Source organism: Mongoliitalea lutea, assembly GCF_014652135.1.
GTDB lineage: Bacteria > Bacteroidota > Bacteroidia > Cytophagales > Cyclobacteriaceae > Mongoliitalea > Mongoliitalea lutea.
In genome coordinates this window covers 183,619-201,022 of the sequence record NZ_BMYF01000007.1, presented here as the reverse complement: position 1 = coordinate 201,022, position 17,404 = coordinate 183,619, and the positions used below count along the sequence as shown (strand labels likewise).

15 protein-coding genes and 3 tRNA genes are annotated in these 17,404 nt (G+C 42.9%); 16 read left to right on the top strand and 2 right to left on the bottom strand.

The annotated features are described in order from the left end of the window. The first annotated feature begins 78 nt into the window (after positions 1 to 78). The 3 genes from IE080_RS07655 to IE080_RS07645 all read left to right on the top strand — a co-directional run bounded on the left by IE080_RS07655 (position 79) and on the right by IE080_RS07645 (position 472). Positions 79 to 152: transfer RNA gene (locus tag IE080_RS07655), tRNA-Arg, on the top strand. Positions 153 to 197: 45 nt separating this feature from the next. Beyond that, positions 198 to 270: transfer RNA gene (locus tag IE080_RS07650), tRNA-Lys, on the top strand. 118 nt (positions 271 to 388) lie between these two features. Further along, positions 389 to 472, top strand: a tRNA-Lys gene (locus tag IE080_RS07645). Positions 473 to 874: 402 nt separating this feature from the next. Here the strand turns inward: IE080_RS07645 and IE080_RS07640 are convergent. Further along, complete coding sequence (locus tag IE080_RS07640; protein ID WP_189580191.1) at positions 875 to 2,866, bottom strand: glycoside hydrolase family 97 protein; 1,992 nt, start codon at positions 2,864 to 2,866, stop codon at positions 875 to 877. 525 nt (positions 2,867 to 3,391) lie between these two features. On the opposite strand from IE080_RS07640, the gene IE080_RS07635 reads away from it, so the two are divergent. Then, the gene (locus tag IE080_RS07635) at positions 3,392 to 4,600 is read left to right on the top strand and encodes an ATP-binding protein (protein ID WP_189580188.1); all 1,209 of its coding nucleotides are present in this window, start codon (positions 3,392 to 3,394) and stop codon (positions 4,598 to 4,600) included. Positions 4,601 to 4,651: 51 nt separating this feature from the next. Here IE080_RS07635 and IE080_RS07630 read toward each other — a convergent pair whose 3' ends face one another. Next, entirely contained in the window at positions 4,652 to 5,560 is a 909-nt protein-coding gene (locus IE080_RS07630; RefSeq protein WP_189580185.1) for a helix-turn-helix domain-containing protein, read from the bottom strand. Positions 5,561 to 5,824: 264 nt separating this feature from the next. Here IE080_RS07630 and IE080_RS07625 point away from each other — a divergent pair, with 264 nt between their 5' ends. The 12 genes from IE080_RS07625 to pcaC all read left to right on the top strand — a co-directional run bounded on the left by IE080_RS07625 (position 5,825) and on the right by pcaC (position 17,396). After that, positions 5,825 to 7,069, top strand: a complete 1,245-nt coding sequence (locus IE080_RS07625; RefSeq protein ID WP_189580183.1) for a cytochrome P450 — start codon at positions 5,825 to 5,827, stop codon at positions 7,067 to 7,069. A gap of 18 nt (positions 7,070 to 7,087) precedes the next feature. Continuing rightward, the gene (locus tag IE080_RS07620) at positions 7,088 to 8,167 is read left to right on the top strand and encodes a PEP/pyruvate-binding domain-containing protein (RefSeq protein ID WP_189580180.1); all 1,080 of its coding nucleotides are present in this window, start codon (positions 7,088 to 7,090) and stop codon (positions 8,165 to 8,167) included. 26 nt (positions 8,168 to 8,193) lie between these two features. Continuing rightward, complete coding sequence (locus IE080_RS07615; protein ID WP_189580177.1) at positions 8,194 to 10,020, top strand: PEP-utilizing enzyme; 1,827 nt, start codon at positions 8,194 to 8,196, stop codon at positions 10,018 to 10,020. After that, a complete protein-coding gene (locus tag IE080_RS07610) occupies positions 10,017 to 10,625 on the top strand; it encodes an HD domain-containing protein (protein WP_229800548.1) in 609 nt (202 codons plus the stop codon). The genes IE080_RS07615 and IE080_RS07610 overlap by 4 nt, the downstream gene beginning before the upstream one ends. Before the next feature lie 3 nt (positions 10,626 to 10,628). Continuing rightward, positions 10,629 to 12,056 (top strand): aldehyde dehydrogenase family protein, encoded by a 1,428-nt coding sequence (locus IE080_RS07605; protein ID WP_189580174.1) that lies wholly within the window; start codon positions 10,629 to 10,631, stop codon positions 12,054 to 12,056. 1 nt (position 12,057) lies between these two features. Continuing rightward, positions 12,058 to 12,660 carry an HD domain-containing protein gene (locus IE080_RS07600; RefSeq protein ID WP_189580172.1) on the top strand — a complete coding sequence of 201 codons (603 nt, stop codon included), beginning with the start codon at positions 12,058 to 12,060 and terminating at the stop codon, positions 12,658 to 12,660. After that, the gene (locus IE080_RS07595) at positions 12,660 to 13,406 is read left to right on the top strand and encodes an SDR family NAD(P)-dependent oxidoreductase (protein WP_189580168.1); all 747 of its coding nucleotides are present in this window, start codon (positions 12,660 to 12,662) and stop codon (positions 13,404 to 13,406) included. The genes IE080_RS07600 and IE080_RS07595 overlap by 1 nt, the downstream gene beginning before the upstream one ends. 18 nt (positions 13,407 to 13,424) lie before the next feature. Beyond that, positions 13,425 to 14,612, top strand: coding sequence for a cytochrome P450 (locus IE080_RS07590; RefSeq protein ID WP_189580165.1), 1,188 nt, complete (start codon positions 13,425 to 13,427; stop codon positions 14,610 to 14,612). A gap of 21 nt (positions 14,613 to 14,633) precedes the next feature. Beyond that, complete coding sequence (locus IE080_RS07585; protein ID WP_189580163.1) at positions 14,634 to 14,954, top strand: 2Fe-2S iron-sulfur cluster-binding protein; 321 nt, start codon at positions 14,634 to 14,636, stop codon at positions 14,952 to 14,954. Between the two features lie 72 nt (positions 14,955 to 15,026). Next, positions 15,027 to 16,241, top strand: a complete 1,215-nt coding sequence (locus IE080_RS07580) for an NAD(P)/FAD-dependent oxidoreductase (RefSeq protein ID WP_229800547.1) — start codon at positions 15,027 to 15,029, stop codon at positions 16,239 to 16,241. 1 nt (position 16,242) lies between these two features. Further along, complete coding sequence (gene pcaD, locus IE080_RS07575) at positions 16,243 to 17,028, top strand: 3-oxoadipate enol-lactonase (protein ID WP_189580160.1); 786 nt, start codon at positions 16,243 to 16,245, stop codon at positions 17,026 to 17,028. Next, the gene (gene pcaC / locus IE080_RS07570; protein WP_189580157.1) at positions 17,025 to 17,396 is read left to right on the top strand and encodes a 4-carboxymuconolactone decarboxylase; all 372 of its coding nucleotides are present in this window, start codon (positions 17,025 to 17,027) and stop codon (positions 17,394 to 17,396) included. The genes pcaD and pcaC overlap by 4 nt, the downstream gene beginning before the upstream one ends. The last annotated feature ends 8 nt before the right edge of the window (positions 17,397 to 17,404 follow it).

Below are 17,404 nucleotides of genomic sequence, written 5' to 3'. Positions count from 1 at the left end.
GTCCTGTAGCTCAATTGGATAGAGCATCCCGATCTATCGGGAAGGTTTCTGGTTTGAGTTCACAAATATTGAAATAATGGTCCTGTAGCTCAATTGGATAGAGCAACTGCCTTCTAAGCAGTAGGTTTCAGGTTCGAGTCCTGACAGGATCACTTAGAGCATCCGCATAGGATGCTCTATTTATTAATACGAGTACCGATTCCGTAGCTCAGTTGGTAGAGCATAACACTTTTAATGTTAGGGTCCTGGGTTCGAGCCCCAGCGGGATCACTTTAAAAGACCTCCTTTTTGGAGGTTTTTTTGTTTTATAAGGGTTTGTAGAATATTTTTCATTTAGTTCATTCGACATATCATTCCAAGTGCTCTGGGGTGTTTCATGGTCATTGCCGATTCCGTATCCTGATAGCTATCGGGATGGTAGAGCATAACACTTTTAATGTTAGGGTCCTGGGTTCGAGCCCCAGCGGGATCACTGTTTATAAGAATCATCGTCTAGGTCGAGAAGTTTATCCCGAGAGAATGCAGCGAAGCAAGTTCGACTCGGGAAGCCCCAGCGGGATCACTGGTTTACAAGATTCATCGTCTAGGGCGAGAAGTTTATCCCGGAAGAACGCAGCTTAGCAAGTTCTACTCGGGAAGCCCCAGCGGGATCACTAAAAAAGAGGCTGTCTCATAAATTGCTCTTCAGATTTATTAACCAAACAAAATTCTGTTTAAGAATCAATCCCTTTGTGACTTAGTGGCTTTGTGGCTAGAAATGCCACGAAGGCTCTAAGGCACAAAGTTTCACTGATTACAAACCAAATAAAATTTTTGCATTATTTTAAAGCATTAACTTATGAGACAGCCTCTTTTTAGTAATATTTTCTTCGGCTTACTTTCTTTTGAAATGGATAGCAAACCCACCAGCTGCTTTCATTGGAAGGTCTAAGCTTCCTGAGCTGGATACTTGATAAGTGGTAATCAAATATGCTCCTGGATTTATTTGATAGTCAGTATCTTCAGCATCAGCATATGCAATAGCTTCGTAATCACCTGAACCAAGGAAATCAAGCTTAATGGTAATATTTCTTTCTTGTTCATCGGTTATACCACCCACAAACCAATCTTCTCCTTTTTGTCGTGCCATCACCACAAATTCACCAATACTGGCATCCAAAACTTTGGTTTCATCCCAGTCTACGGGTACCTGCCGGATAAACTCAAATGCAGGATGTCCTTCATAGTTTTCTATCATGTCAGCAGCCATTTGCATTGGACTAAAGAGGATAACATAATGAGCCAGTTGTCTGGCTAAAGTACTGTGCATTCGGCCTTTGGTTTCTAATCCGTCCAATTCATTCCAAAGGGTCATTTTGTCTGCAAAATTCTCAAATTTTAGATCAAAAATCCCTGGTGTGTAGTCCAGCGGTCCTGAAAGCATACGGGTGAAGACCAAGGTGGGCGTATGGCTAGGAGGGTTTCCTCTTGACCAAGCGTTCCATTCCATGCCCCGTACTCCTTCCCTAGTCATGAGGTTAGGATAGGTTCTACGAAGTCCAGTATCTTTGATAGGTTCATGAATATTGACCATGATGCCTCTTTTGGCTGATTCGTCCACCACTTTCTGATGATGCCTCACCATAAACTGTCCCTGATGAAAATGTCCTTCAGGCCTCATAGTGCCCGCGTAACCAGTTTTGATAGCCTTGACTCCATGTTGTTCATACAAGTCTAAGGCTGCCTCTAAATTTGCCTCATAAGAGAGCACCTGTCCCCCAGTTTCATGATGACCGATAATCTCTACTCCTTTGGAGCGGGCATAGTCAGTGACTGCTTTTAGGTCAAAGTCATCGTAGGCTGTTTGAAAATCAAAATTATCATCTGAATACCAACTTTCCCATCCTGTATTCCAACCTTCGACTAAAACTCCTCTGATATTATTAGCGGCAGCAAAATCTATGTATCGCTTGGTGTTTTCTGTCGTTGCTCCGTGTCTACCACCTTCCTTGCCCCAAGTTTCTATTCCCAAATGCATACTCCACCAAATACCTACATATTTCATGGGTTCGATATAATCTGTACGTTCTAGCTTATTTTCTTCATTGAGGTTTAAAATCAAAGGCGAAGTGACTAAATCTCCCGCTTTTACACTCAATTGAATTGTTCGCCAAGGGGTGGTCAAGGGGGCAGTAGTCCTAACCTTAACTCCGTCGGGCCAAGGTACCAAGTTGGCTTTGAGTTTGTGTCCATCTTCTCTAAGCAAGGTCATACCTGCATAGTCGACCAATGCAGCTTCATGTATGCTTAGGAAGATATTTTCTCCAGCTTGCATCGTCAGTGGTGTATGTGCAGAATTTTGAGGAAAACCACCGGTAGAGTGGGTGTGTGTATTGAAGTCATTTTTGATTTCTCCGATTTTACTGACGGGACTTTTGGTGTATAATAACTCATAAGTATCATAATTGCCCTCAATCCACCATGCAGTAAAGTCATCGGAAAGATTAAAAGCAGTTTTTTCATCCATGATCAATAGACTGTCAGGTAATCCATCCTGTGCAGGAATATGGTATCGGAATCCTAACCCATCGTTGAAGAGCCTGAACTCCAATTCGTATTGCAGTCCTTCTTCTTCCAAAGATACTATGTAGCCTTTGTGATGATCCAGGAATTCTGCCTTTTCTCCCCATAGTGGTTTCCAAGTTCTTTCAATTTCCGTTTCTTTAATGGAGCTGATTGTTGCATTTTTTCCGATTTCAAAATCTTGGAAGCGTATACCCAATTCACTTTTATTAAGTATGGCTATCTTATTGAAGTCAATAGTATACGTTGGTTTACCTGTGCTTACATCCAATATAAGCCTGATTTTGCCATCAGGCGATTGCATGGAAAGTTGTTGCTTTTCTGAATTAGTACAGGAAAAAAGGAAAATGGATAAGGCTAAAAAGCATGTGAATAGACAGCTACATCGCATAGGTTTCAGATTTTAGTTCTAATTTTTATTTGATCGTTGGCTAAAATAGCTAAAAATGAGGGTTTTTCATAGGAAGTATTAAGGCTAATCAAGGATATGCTTACCGTTAAGACGATTGACTGATTGGGAGTTAGGTATTGAAAAAGAGAATTGACGTTACAGATAAGGCTACTTTAATCAAAAAAGAGCGCACAGAATTAATTTATACCGCCATTCAAGCCTTGAGAAAATCTTAAATCAACTTTCAGGTTCATGTAAAACCAGTTTGTACAAACCAGTTTATTTTAAAGAAAATGGCAAATACAAGGTTAAAGTTTAGTTATAATTTTGTGTTTGCCAATTTTGTTTTTTAGCAAACGACAATAGTGTTGTTTAGTAAACAATAAAAATGTTGTTTGCTAAACATAATTTTTGTATTTTTGTTTAAAACTGCATCTTATGATATCCAAAGATTTACTTGTGGAAGTTGTTGAAAGCCAAAAAGACGATTTAAATAAAAAATTGTTAGGGCTCGAACGAACAGAGTTGGAAGATTATTCGCTCCTTCAAAGCCATGCGTTGATCATATCAGGTATTAGACGTTGTGGAAAAAGTACCTTACTGGTTCAATTATTAATGAAGCAATTTCCTCAGGCTTTTTATATGAATTTTGAAGATCCTCGTTTGTATGGATTTGCATTGGCTGATTTTCAAAAGCTTGATATATTGATAGAGGAGTTGGATGACAAAACAATCTTTTTTGATGAGATACAGGTGGTAAATGGGTGGGAGCGCTATGTCAGACAAAAGTTGGATCAAGGGCTGTCTAACTTGGTGATCACGGGGTCTAATGCTTCTTTATTAAGTCGTGAATTGGGGACCAAATTGACTGGGCGTCATGTCACTAGGGAGTTGTTTCCATTTTCATATGCTCAGTTCTGTCAATTTGAAGATTTAAAAAAGTCTCCTGAAAGTACCCGTGACTACATGAGTTTAGGGGGATTTCCTGAATACCTGAAAAGCAAAAGACAGGAATTGTTACATCAGTTATTGGACGATATCCTGTTAAGGGATATTGCTGTTCGCTATAGGGTTAGAGATGTCAAGTCCTTACAAAATCTAGCGATATATCTCATATCCAACGTTGCTAAACCAGTTTCAGGAAATAACCTCAGAAAGACGCTTGAAATCAAAGCAACCAGTACTGTAATGGAGTATTTCTCCTATTTGGAAGAGAGTTGGCTATTCTTTTTTGTTTCAAAATTCTCTTATTCTCAACGCAAGCAATTGGTTAACCCCAAAAAAGTATACGCTATAGATACAGGATTGGTAACTGCAAATACACGATCCTTTTCAGGAGATGATGGAAGAAGGTTTGAGAACATGGTGTTCCTCCATTTTCGTAGGAGCTATTCAGAAATTTATTATTTTTCAGAAAAGGGGGAGTGTGACTTTGTTGTTTTTGATAGAAAAGGACTTGTGGCTTTGGTTCAAGTATGCTGGGAACTAAATATGGACAACATCAAACGAGAGTTGGATGGTCTTTGGGAGGCTATGCGTTTTTTCGATCAAAAAGAAGCATTATTAGTGACATTCAGTCAAGAAGATCAATTTGTGCAGGACGGGTATGCCATCAAGGTTCTGCCTTTTTACCAATTGCCAGTTTAGACTTTCTAAATAGCTTTGAATGATATTGTATGTGGCAGCTTCTAAATTAGCTTAAGCAACTTCTACCTTATCTCGAAATTCTGAGGGACTTTTCCCGGTAAACTTTTTGAAAAAGCGGGAGAAATAAGCTGGGTCTTCGAACTTTAGCTTATAGCTAATTTCTGCAATGCTGTAATCTGTTTGCTCTAGGTATCGGATGGATTCGTTAAGGATAAATTCATGGATGACCTGCATGGGAGACTTGGAAGCTACTGCTTGGCAAACACGATTCAGATGGACGGTAGAAATTCCCATGGTATCAGCCAAGGAAGCTACGGTTAACTTTTTGTCGACGTTTTCGCCTTTAAATAATCGATTACTATAATAACGTTTGATATGAGTCATAAATGAGCGGAAAAATTTGATATTGGTATTGACTACTTTATAGGTGTTGTGTCGGTTTTCCAAAATCATTCTGTAAAACTCCACGAAGAGGATGGACAAATAAGACTTGATGGCCAAAGACTTCCCTTGATATTCAGTTAGTAACTCATTGTTAGCTCTTCTGAAAAGCCGTGACATCAGGCCAAAGCGCTCATTGTTCCAACTGCTGAAGATTACCCTCGGCTTTTCGATTTCTAATAATACATGGGGTTGTGGGTTGAGAATTTCTTCGACAAACTCATCTGAAAGTGTGAGCACCATTCCTTTGATATCAGGGGTGAATAAATACCCATGCAGCGTATTTGCAGGCATGGCTATCAGGCAAGGTTCGTCTATATGTTGCACTGTGGGACCGCAAGTAAATTCAAAGGAGCCTTCTTCGATTATCACAAACTGATACAAGCGGTTATGTAAATGAGGCTTGATGACCCAATCATGATTTCTGCTTCGTGCATCGATGGATTCACAGTGAATAAACTCTGGAAGGATTTCCTGCTTGGTTTCCCCATACAATACATAGTTATCTATTTTTTTCATTGGTGATACTGGTTAAAAGTGCAAGTAGTTATTTTATGGATATTTTCAGGATTTTCTGTGGTATGACGGGTTAAAACTTTACATAAACGGGATTAGTGCTTTTTTTCGATAGAATGTTTGGAAATAGGTTGTGTGTTTATGTTTAGCAAAAAACCAATTTATTTTCCTTATGTAATAAAAGTACAAGTAATTTTTTAAAATCAATGGATACAAGCCAGGAAATGGAGGGATATTGCAGAGAATTCTTCATAAACCCAAAACGACATGAATGCAGGAATCGAGCAATGTCCTTATCACAAGGAATTAAACGCAGCTTACCAACCATTTGACCTCACCAATCCTTTTCCTTTTTACCAAGAAGTTAGAGAAAAGTGCCCTATTTTTTTCAGTGAGGAGTTAGGCTATTATGTGGTGTCTAAGTATGAGGATGTCAAAGCTATTTTTGGAAATTGGCAGGCATTCAGTTCTGAAAATGCACAAAGCCCATTTAAGCCGATTGCCCTCAAAGCAAAAGCCTTGATGGACTCTGCTGGATTGGTAGGCTTATCCGGGCTTTCCGGAAGAATTCCCCCAGACCATACCCGTATTCGGAGGATTGTCAGCATGGCGTTTAATTTGGCCCGTATCAAAAAGCTAGAGCCTGAAATCCGGAAAATAGCAATTCGCATGATTGAAGAGTTGAAGGCAGGCAAAAATCAGGCTGAAATGGTTTCTGAATTGGCTTATGATTTACCGGCTTTGGTAATATTCAAATTACTAGGTGTACCTGACAGCGATGTAGCACAGGTGAAAAGCTGGGCAGAAAGCCGACTACTCCTTACTTGGGGGGATTTGGATGAAGATGCGCAGATGATGCATGCAGAAAATATGATCCGTTACTGGAATTATTGCCAAAAGCTGGTCAGTGATAGAAAACATCAAATGCAAGATGATTTGCCAGGTGACTTAGTGACTTTGCAGTCCGAAGGGCATGAAATTACAGACCGAGAAATTGCCGCCATTTGTTACAGCCAATTGTTTGCAGGCCACGAAACAACTACCTCCTTGATTGGAAATGGCATTCGTGAATTACTGGTGCATCCCGAAAGTTGGGAGGCAATCAAACAAGATAAAACGCTCATCCCAAAAGCAGTGGATGAAGTATTGCGATATTCTCCTTCTATTTTATCCTGGAGAAGGAAATGTAAAGTAGCTACCGAAGTAGGAGGCGTGATGATTCCTGAAGGGGCAGATATTCTGATGGTGATGGGTTCGGCTAATCGGGACGAGGCGATGTACGAAAATGGAGAAAACTTCGATATCACCCGTGGAAATGCCGGAACACATTTGTCTTTCGGTTCAGGTATCCATTTTTGCTTGGGTTCTCCCTTGGCTAAACTGGAGTTTAAAGTTGTGCTTGAAGAACTCACGGCACGCATTCCTAGTCTTCAATTGAAGCCTAATCAAACATTCACATTTGCACCCAATACATCCTTTAGAGCGCCACAAGCACTACAGGTACAATGGTAAACCTTTAATTTAAGTAACATGAAACCCACTTACAGCCTGTTTTTCAAAGATGCTAAGCCCGAACAATTAGAAAGTCTCGGAGGGAAAGGAAAGAGCTTGGCCAGTATGTCCCAAGCAGATCTACCGGTGCCGCAAGGTTTCTGTGTAACCACAGATGCGTTTGTAGCCTTTATCCAGGATTTGATGACTGCCAAAGGACTTTTTGCTTCCTTGGCCAAATTGGATACCAAAAATATGGGATCCTTGGATAAGTTGTCCGGGGAAATCAGGAGTCAGATTCTCAACAAAACTATTGCTGCGGACATTCAAGAAGATATTTTGGCGAGTTATCGCAGCTTGTGTGAAATGTATGGTAAAGAAGGGGACCTTCCGGTAGCAGTCCGCTCTTCAGCTACGGCGGAGGATTTGCCAGATGCCAGCTTTGCAGGTCAGCAAGACACCTACTTATGGGTAGTGGGAGAAGATGAGGTGTTAAGCCATATCAAAATGTGCTGGGCTTCCTTGTATACAAGCCGTGCGATAGCTTACAGAAAGGACCACAATATCCCAGAAGAGGACATACACATGAGTGTGGTGGTGCAAAAAATGGTCAATGCCAGAGTTGCGGGGGTGACGATGACCCTGAATCCAACAAACGGAGACCGAACCAAAATTGCAATTGAAGCATCTTACGGACTGGGAGAAAGTGTGGTGTCAGGAACTGTTACCCCGGATAATTACCTGATGGATAAGGTGATTTTTGAATTGGTGGAGTCCTCTATTCAGGATAAAAAGATAGCCTTGATTCCCGACCCTGCCAACAAGCGTGTGATAGAAATTGAAGTGGATCCAGTGAAAGCGACTGAAGCCTGTCTTACTCGAGATGAATTGATTTTTATCAGCAAAATCGCCAAACGCATAGAAAAACATTACGGCTGTCCACAGGATATCGAATGGGCTTTGGACGCAGATGCAGAAGGCGAAGAAGCATTTACCTTGCTTCAAAGTCGCCCAGAAACCGTCTGGTCCAATAAAAAAACAGAGACCAAAAAACACTATATGTCCGGAATGCAAGGACTGGTAGGTTCGCTTATCAACCCCTTAAGTGCAAAAAAATAACATAACCCCAAACAATATACACCATTATGACCGACAAGAAGAAAAAATTTATCAGCCCTTACGAGCATATAGCTCCCAAAGGGTCAGAAGGATGGAAAGAATTGTATCCTTATTTCTTGGTTTTTCAAGAGCAATTAAAGGAGCAGGAGGAAGACAAATTCTTTTTTTGCGACTCACAGCATTGGCCGAATGTATTCAAGCCATTTGATGCTATGACAGTGGAGTTTGCTGTGAAATGTCTTTCCCAATATAATTCCAGGCATTATGTGATTCCTCCAGCCAATGGGGTTGATTTTAAAATCCACAATGGCTACTGCTACATGAGCCCGGTAGCTGTCAGCCCTGAATTGATTGAAGGAAGGGTTCCTGAATTCATGGAAAGAGCCGGCTATTATTTCCAAAACTGGAATGAGTTGCTCGAGAATTGGCACAAAAAAGTAAAACGCGTCATTGACGATATGGAAAGCATTCATTTTGAACCGCTTCCTGATCGGGTGGATATACAGGCAATCAAAGATGGAGTAGGGCTCGATCCCACCTTTCAGATGATCAACGATTACAATAAGTTGATTTCTCTTTGTTACGAAACCTGGCAATACCATTTTGAATTTTTAAATCTCGGCTATGCAGCCTACTTGGATTTCTTTGGATTCTGTAAGGAAGTATTCCCAGGAATTCCTGATTTGTCAGTGGCTAAAATGGTACAGGGTATTGATGTTGACCTTTTCAGACCGGATGATGAATTGAAGAAATTGGCTAAGCTGGCGGTTTCTTTAAACTTGACCAAATGCTTTGAAAAAAAGGATGTCAACGAAGCCTTGCATTGTATCGCCTTAGAAGAAAACGGCGGTCAGTGGTTGCAGGCATGGGAAAAAGCCAAGCACCCTTGGTTTAACTATACCTCAGGGAATGGCTTTTACTCTTCAGATAAGTATTGGATAGAGCATTTGGATATTCCATATGGCTATTTGAAAAATTATGTGGAGAAATTGCAGAGAGGCGAAGTCATTGATAGACCTACCGAAGCTTTGGAAGCAGAGCGAGATCGAATCACTACCGAATACGCTGAATCCTTGGATGATGAAGCAAGAGCAATTTTTGAAGGTAAGTTAGGCCTTGCAAGAGTAGTATTCCCTTACGTAGAAAATCATAATTTTTATATCGAACACTGGGCGATGGGGGTATTCTGGAGAAAAACCCGCGAACTCAGCCGCATGCTCAAAGAACAAGGTTTCTGGCAACAGGAATCCGACATGTATTATTTCCGTAGAGAGGAAATTCTTCAGGTGTTGTTTGACTATGGCAATAGCTGGGCGGTAGGTGTTCCTGCTGTAGGGCCTGCTGTGTTGCAAGAAGAGATTAGCCGAAGAAAGAAAATTGTAGACGCCTTGGCAACTGCACCTCCTCAACCGGCATTCAATAATCCTCCAAAAGTGGTTACTGAGCCTTTTACCATCATGTTATGGGGCATCACCACCGAAGCAGTGGAATCTTGGCTAGGCGGAGACGAAAAATCCAGTCATATGAAAGGCATGGCAGCATCCCCAGGTTTGGTAGAAGGGTATGCTCGCATCATCAATGATGCCTCAGAACTTGACCAATTGAAGCAGGGAGAAATTCTTGTAACCCGAGTGACTGCACCGAGCTGGGCACCGGTCTTCAATAAAATTGTAGCTACTGTTACAGATATTGGAGGAATGATGTCCCATGCAGCGATTGTGTGTAGAGAGTACGGGCTGCCTGCTGTAACAGGCACGGGTTCCGCTTCCACACAAATCAAAACGGGTATGAAAATCCGGGTTGACGGAGGTAAAGGTACAGTAGAGATATTGGAGGAATTAGTAGAAGCATGATGATGCATCCTTTGCATAAGCCGGCATACGAAGCCATATTCAAAGCAGCAGAGAAGTATATGCGCGTCCGTAAAAACGACGTGCATATCCCACTCTCTTATCGATTTGCTTTAGAGTTGATGGAACATTATCCCGAGGTGAATCAAGCTGTAGTTGCTGCCGGAATCATCCTGCACGATATCGGCTGGTATGCCATCGATGAAGAAGAAATCTTCGAAAAAGGCTTTAGTGGACCTGATATCCTGACTTCGGATGTGCGCTTTTTGCATGAGTCTGAAGGAGTGAAATATGCCAAACCTTTATTGGCAAGCTTGGGCTATGATGAGGAATTCATCGAGAAGGTCTGTACTATCATCGATGGTCATGATACCCGCAAGTTTGCCAAATCCAAAGAGGATGAAATTGTACGGGATGCAGATAAGTTATGGAGGTTTGCCGTCACAGGCGTCAGTGTAGCCTGTGATTGGTTTAAAATGACTCCTGTGCAATATGCCCAACGATTGGAAGACACCAATATTGAGCAGCTGCATCTGCCGGAATCTGTAGCCATCGCAAAAAGAGAATTAACTGCCACAAGAGCTCTGTTGCTCGCACATGTATTGTAAGACATGAAAAATTATATCAACGGTGAATGGATAGCCTTCAGTCAAGAAGAAATGGACGTACTCAATCCGGTAGACGGCAGTTTACTGGATAGCGTATGCCGCTCTGGATTGGAGGATGTGAATGCCGCTGTGAATGCTGCTACCAAAGCTTTCGAGACCTGGAAAAAAACACCCATGCAAGAGCGCGTACAGCTTCAAAAGAAATTGGCTGCCTCCATGCGCAAGCACAGTGCTTCCATCGGACGCCAACTTTCTTTGGAATTGGGCAGACCATTGACAGCCTGTATTCATGAGATCAATCGGAGTGCAGAACTCCTTGAATACTATGCCGAAGAGGCTTTGCGCATGAAAGGCTATTTCCCTTTGACAAATGTGGAAGGAGAAAAAGTGCTAGTGACCAGAGAACCTTTGGGAGTGGTTGTTTCCATTACTCCGTTCAATTACCCGATTACTTTACTGACTTTCAAAATGGGTGCTGCCTTAGTTATGGGATGTACCATGGTCAGCAAACCATCAGAAGACACTCCTTTAAGTACCTTGGCTTTGGCTGCTTGCTTTGAGGAAGCTGGTTACCCAGCAGGTGTTTTCAATGTCATTACTGGATACGGCAGGGAAATTGGAGATGCTTTGGTGTCTCATCCCAAAGTTGCCAAAATAGCCTTTACGGGAGGAACTTCTACAGGTGCACACATCGCTGGGGTAGCTGCCCGAACACATAAAAGAATAACCTTAGAATTGGGAGGGCAATCACCGGCCATCCTTTGTGAAGATGCAGATTTGGATACGGCTGTTCCGGCCATTGTCAAACATGGCTTTGCCAATACAGGACAGTTTTGTTACCGAGTCAATCGCGTCTATGTACACGAAAGCTTGTATGAGCAATTCTGCAAAAAAATGAAGGAGGCTACCGAAAAACTGACTTTGGGAGCTGGAATCGAAGATACCTGCGATTTAGGCCCCATGGTTAATGAGAAAATTTTCGCCAATGCTTTCCAACAGATTGAAGATGCCCAAAGCAAAGGCGCTCGCATTCTGACGGGTGGCAAACGAAGAACAGGAGGGATCTTTGAAAAAGGCTTTTTCTTAGAACCTACGCTGATCGCTGAGTCAAGTTCCGAGATGAAAATCATGCGGGAAGAAACTTTTGGACCAGTCATAGGCCTTGCAAGTTTTACAGATGAAACAGCAGCCATCCAAGAAGCCAATGCCTCGCAGTATGGATTAGCAGCGTATGTCTTCAGCCATAACATCGGTAGAGGACTTCGGATTGCGGAGCAGTTGCAGGCAGGTTCGGTTTGGGTCAACAATATCCAACGTTCTTATCATTCGGTGCCTTTTGGAGGCATGAAGCAAAGTGGGATTGGACGGGAAAAAGGTATCCATGGATTGGAAGCCTATACCGAATTGAAAACCATTTACCTGAACTACTGATATGGAAATCCTTCAAGAAAATCATATCGCCATTTGGGAGGAAGCCAAGGAATTTCTGACTATCCGAGACAACGATGTTCATACCCTCCATTCCTATCAGTTGGTGAAATTACTCCTTGATTGGCATGCAGAAGCTGATAGAGAGGTGTGCTTGCTAGCGATTATGCTGCACGATACCGGATGGAGCAGAATACCCGAGGATAAGATTTTGAAGGCATTTGGTCCCAATAATCAGTATCCTGAGTTGACCCGTGCGCATGAAGTATATGGGATGGAAATAGCCTTAGGGCTCTTGGAAAAACATGGTTATTCCAAGGAGTTCATTGCCCAAGTGACAGCTATTATCGACGGGCATGACACCACCGCCGAAGCGAGATCTTTGGAAGATTCCCTTGTGAAGGATGCTGACAAATTGTGGAGGTATACCCCTCACGGTGTCGCCACCATCGGAAAGTGGTTTGAAATTGAGAAAGCGGAAGTCTTGGATATTTTGGATGGACACGTACTACCCAAGCTGTTGACTCCCTATGGAAAATGGTTGGCCAAATCCTTCTTAGAAGTCTCATACACAGAACTGAATGCAAGTAAATTAATCAAGCAGTAATGGATTTAAATTTTAAAGGAAAAACGGTCATCATCACAGGAGCAGCCATAGGACTGGGCAAAGCATTTGCAGAAGCCTTTGTCCAAAAAGGAGCTCAGGTGGCCATTTGCGATATCAATTTACAAGCAGCCCAAGAAACTGCTCTGGAACTGGGTGCCTCTGCCTTGGCCTATGCCATGGATGTGAGCAATGCCGCACAGGTAGATGAAGTGGTAGTAGCCATTTATAAGAGCTTCGGATCCATCGATATCTTGGTTAACAATGCTGCCATGTACGGAAATCTGAGCCGTGCACCTTTCTATGAAATTTCAGAAAAGGAATGGGACAAGGTCATGCAAGTCAATATCAAAGGACCTTGGTTGCTTGCAAAAGCATGCTTTCCCTACATGAAGGAAAATGGCGGTAAAATAGTCAATATCAGTTCTGCTACGTTCATGTCAGGTTCGCCTAATTGGTCCCATTATGTGAGTTCCAAAGGTGCAGTTATTGGACTCACCCGAACGCTTGCCAAAGAATGTGGACCATTCAATATCAATGTCAATGCAGTAGCCCCAGGATTTACCTTGACGGAAGCCAGTCTTTCCATCATGGAAAATGCCGCTACCTATGGAGTAGATAGGGGCAGCATCAAAAGAAGTTCAAGCTCCGAAGACATCGTGGGGACAGTTTTGTACCTCAGCAGTGCTTTATCCGATTATGTGACTGGGCAAACTATCGTCGTCGACGGAGGAAAACAATTCATTTAACAATAAAATCATAGCCACATGGAAACCATCACCGAACAGAAATTTCAGTTTAACCCTTATAGTCCAATCATGGACGCCGACCCTTTTCCATTCTACAAAACGCTACGCGATCACTATCCTTGCTTTTGGTCGGATGATGTGAATATGTGGATTTTGTCCCGCTACGATGATATCAAACGTGCTGGAGTAGAGTGGGAAACATTCTCTTCCAGTGAAGGAAATTTGGTGGATGAGCTTCCAGGAAGATCTGGTTCAACCCTAGGAACTACTGATCCTCCTCGTCATGATCGCTTGCGCAAGCTTATCCAATCAGCCTTTGCAAAAAATAATTTGATGCACCTGATGGACCCTACCAAGGAGTTGGTTACAGAGGTCTTGGACAAGGTGCTGGAAATGGGTTCATTTGACTTTGTGCAAGACTTTTCCAGTCAAATTACGGTGGGAACCCTATTTGCCATGATGGGCTTGCCCGATGAGGACCATCACGAGGTTCGTAGAAATGTGATTTTGTCCATTCAGTCAGATCAAGAAACCAGACAAAAAGGACCAGAGCATATCGGTGGCTTTAAGTTTTTGACCAACTATGTGGAAGATATCGTGCGTCAGCGAAGAGCAGACCCGAAGGATGATTTGATTTCTCGCTTGATTTTGGCGGAGATCGACGGAGATAAATTGGAAGAGGCGGAAATCATCATGACTTCTGCCACCATCATCTTGGCGGGAGTAGAATCGCTTTCCAGTTTCTTATCCATGATGGCTTATAATATGGCCACCTTCCCCGATGCCCGTAGGAGAATAGCTGCCGATGCCAGCTTGATGCCAAAAGCTATCGAGGAAACCCTTCGCTTCAATACCTCTGCACAGCGCTTCAAGCGGGTATTGACCAAGGATTTGGAGATGCATGGTCAGCAAATGAAAAAAGGTGATTTCGTCATGCTTTGTTACGGTTCAGCTAATAGAGATGAGCGCTTTTTCAGAAACCCAGACGTGTATGATTTAGAAAGAAATACGAGAGGGCATTTGGGATTCGGAGGCGGCGTGCATTTGTGTTTGGGCAATATGTTTGCACGGATGATTACCACAATCGCCATGGGTGAATTTTTCACCAGAATACCTGAATATTACATCAGCACGGAACAGTTGGATTGGAATCCATCCACCACTTTCCGCTCACCGGTCAAGTTACCTTTGACCATTGGAAAATAAACACATTTAAATTTTATCAATATGCCACAGATTACTTACATCGATTCAGACGGAAACAAGCACCAAGTAGAACTGCCTTTGGGCGCTACGATTATGGAAGGTGCAGTTCAAAACGACATTAAAGGAATTATCGCCGAGTGCGGAGGTTCCTGCATGTGCGCCACTTGTCATTGCTACATTGGCGAGGAATACCTCGACAAACTCCCTGAAATGGAAGAAGAGGAAGACGAAATGTTGGAGGGGGCAGTAGCTCCGAGAACAGAAAGAAGCCGCTTGGGTTGTCAGGTTCGTATCAGCAATGCCTTGGATGGTTTAGTCGTAGAAATTCCTCAAGAACAATAAGCACATCAGTGGAGGTAGAAGGAAATCCTACTACCTCTGCTTTTCCCCAATATACCACTCAATTCCATTCCCATGAAGAAAAATGTCATCATCATCGGTGCCGGCCATGCAGGCATACAGTCTGCTGCTTCCCTTCGCGAAGAGGGTTTTGAAGGGTCCATCTGTATTTTTTCAGAAGATGCTGATTTTCCCTATCAAAAACCACCGCTATCCAAAGGCTATTTGGATGGTTCCCAGCAAAAGAACAGCATCATGTTTCGCTCTGAAGCTTGGTATGAAAACAATCAAGTGGAGTTGAAATTGGGAGAGCTTGTGGACAAAGTAGATGTTTCACAAAATACAGTGTATGCAACTTCAGGGGTTTATACATTTGATTTCTTGGTTTTTGCTACGGGTGCATACAACAGAGAATTGCCAATTCCTATCAAGGGAACAGACCAACCGCTGTACCTGCGGACCATGAAAGATGCTGATTACTTAAAGGTTGCCCTCGATCAGGAGAATGTCCAGGATATTTTGGTGATTGGTGGAGGCTTTATCGGATTGGAAATCGCTGCCTATGCGGCCAAATCCGGGAAAAAAGTAACTGTTGTGGAGTATCAGCCACGCCTGATGCAGCGGGTTCTTCCGCCCATGTTAAGTGAGCATTTTGCAGCCAAACATAAAGCCTATGGAGTGGATCTTCGGATGGGTGTAGGGGTGCAAGCCCTGAATCAGGACTCCAGATGGACCGCTTCTTTGAGCACTGGAGAAACGGTTGCCGCAGACCAAGTAGTTGTCGGTATTGGTGTGCTCCCGTCCCAGAACTTAGCTGAACAAGCGGGTATTAAATGTAGCAATGGTATTGAGGTCAATGAATTCTGCGAAACGTCTGTAACAGGGGTTTTTGCTATCGGCGACTGTGCTTTGCATCCCAATCCATTTGCGGGTGGAGGAATGGTTCGTCTGGAATCTGTTCAAAATGCAGTAGATCAGGCAAAAGTCATCGCATCTACCATTTGTGGGAAACCGACAAGCTACCATCAAGTGCCTTGGTTTTGGACGCACCAATACAACCTCAAATTACAGATGGCCGGTCTTTCCGAAGGCTATGACCAACTCATCGTCCGAGGAGATGTGGAAGGGGATAAGTTTTCGGTCTTCTATTTCAAGAATAACCAATTGATAGCTGTAGATTCTATCAACAAACCTGCAGATCATTTACAGGCGAGAAAATGGATTCAGGCTTCTTACACGCCTGACGTACAAAAGTTGTCGGACGATTCCATCAAATTGAACGAGTGTTGATATGCAAGCGGTTCGGATACATGATACCACCATTCACTACGCATACAACAAAGGGGAGAAAAACCTTTGCTTGGTGTTTATCAATTCTTTGGGTACGGACTTTCGCATTTGGGATGCCGTGATTGATGGCTTGGGTACCGAATTTGGGACACTCAGATTTGACAAAAGGGGTCATGGGTTAAGTAGTTTAGGAGCTGTTGAAAAAGGCAGTATTTCTAGCTATGCAGCTGATGTGATAGGTCTATGTGAAGTCTTGGATTTGGATAAAATCGTTCTGGTCGGACTGTCCATTGGTGGCTTGATCAGCTTGGATATCTACCAACGTTATCCCAACAAAATTGCAGGAATCGTCTTTATGGATACCGCTCCAAAGATTGGAACGGCAGAAGCTTGGAACAATCGCATACAAGCCATTTCCACGAAAGGAATGCAAGCGGTAGCTCCTTCGATATTGACTAATTGGTTTTCACCAAGTTTTCAGGAGCAACAGCCAGCAGCATTTGCCTTGTATCAAGCCATGTTGGAGCGGGCGGATGTTTCGGGTTATCGGATTGCTTGTGAAGCAATTCGGGATGCAGATTATACCGAAACCGCTCAAGGTATAGCTATTCCGGTAATCTGTATGGTAGGCGAAGAGGATAAGTCCACTCCTGTTGCATTGGTTCAAGGCTTTGCCCAATTGATGAACTGCTCCTTGATTACAATTCCCAATGCAGGGCATTTGCCTTGCGTAGATAGCCCCGAGCGGACTACGGTCATTTTACAAGATTTTATTTCAGCACTATGAATCCAACAGATAAGTACCAAAAGGGCATGCAAACCCGCAAATCAGTCTTAGGAGAAGCTCACGTTGCCAAAGCGGAGGCTGCAAAAACTTCCTTTGATGAAGGATTCCAGCAATTTATTACGGAATCCGCTTGGGGTACTGTCTGGTCTTCTGAGCATTTGACCAAGCGGGAACGCAGCATGATTACCATAGCGCTCTTGGCAGGTCTTGGACATGAAGAGGAATTGATCCTGCATTTCAAAGCAACCCAGCAAACAGGTGCAAGCCTGGAAGATATTCAAGAAGTATTGATGCATGTGGCCATTTATGCAGGTGTGCCAGCTGCCAATACTGCCTTTAGAATAGCCAAACAAGTCTTTAACCTTTAACAGTACGC

Coding starts and splice junctions, on each gene's coding strand:
- IE080_RS07610 (WP_229800548.1), top strand. CDS start 10,017: ATGATGATGCATCCTTTGCATAAGCCGGCATACGAAGCCATATTCAAA.
- IE080_RS07600 (WP_189580172.1), top strand. CDS start 12,058: ATGGAAATCCTTCAAGAAAATCATATCGCCATTTGGGAGGAAGCCAAG.
- IE080_RS07595 (WP_189580168.1), top strand. CDS start 12,660: ATGGATTTAAATTTTAAAGGAAAAACGGTCATCATCACAGGAGCAGCC.
- IE080_RS07630 (WP_189580185.1), bottom strand. CDS start 5,560: ATGAAAAAAATAGATAACTATGTATTGTATGGGGAAACCAAGCAGGAA.
- IE080_RS07640 (WP_189580191.1), bottom strand. CDS start 2,866: ATGCAATCGCCTGATGGCAAAATCAGGCTTATATTGGATGTAAGCACA.
- IE080_RS07620 (WP_189580180.1), top strand. CDS start 7,088: ATGAAACCCACTTACAGCCTGTTTTTCAAAGATGCTAAGCCCGAACAA.
- IE080_RS07585 (WP_189580163.1), top strand. CDS start 14,634: ATGCCACAGATTACTTACATCGATTCAGACGGAAACAAGCACCAAGTA.
- pcaC (WP_189580157.1), top strand. CDS start 17,025: ATGAATCCAACAGATAAGTACCAAAAGGGCATGCAAACCCGCAAATCA.
- IE080_RS07580 (WP_229800547.1), top strand. CDS start 15,027: ATGAAGAAAAATGTCATCATCATCGGTGCCGGCCATGCAGGCATACAG.
- IE080_RS07625 (WP_189580183.1), top strand. CDS start 5,825: ATGAATGCAGGAATCGAGCAATGTCCTTATCACAAGGAATTAAACGCA.
- IE080_RS07590 (WP_189580165.1), top strand. CDS start 13,425: ATGGAAACCATCACCGAACAGAAATTTCAGTTTAACCCTTATAGTCCA.
- IE080_RS07635 (WP_189580188.1), top strand. CDS start 3,392: ATGATATCCAAAGATTTACTTGTGGAAGTTGTTGAAAGCCAAAAAGAC.
- IE080_RS07605 (WP_189580174.1), top strand. CDS start 10,629: ATGAAAAATTATATCAACGGTGAATGGATAGCCTTCAGTCAAGAAGAA.
- IE080_RS07615 (WP_189580177.1), top strand. CDS start 8,194: ATGACCGACAAGAAGAAAAAATTTATCAGCCCTTACGAGCATATAGCT.
- pcaD (WP_189580160.1), top strand. CDS start 16,243: ATGCAAGCGGTTCGGATACATGATACCACCATTCACTACGCATACAAC.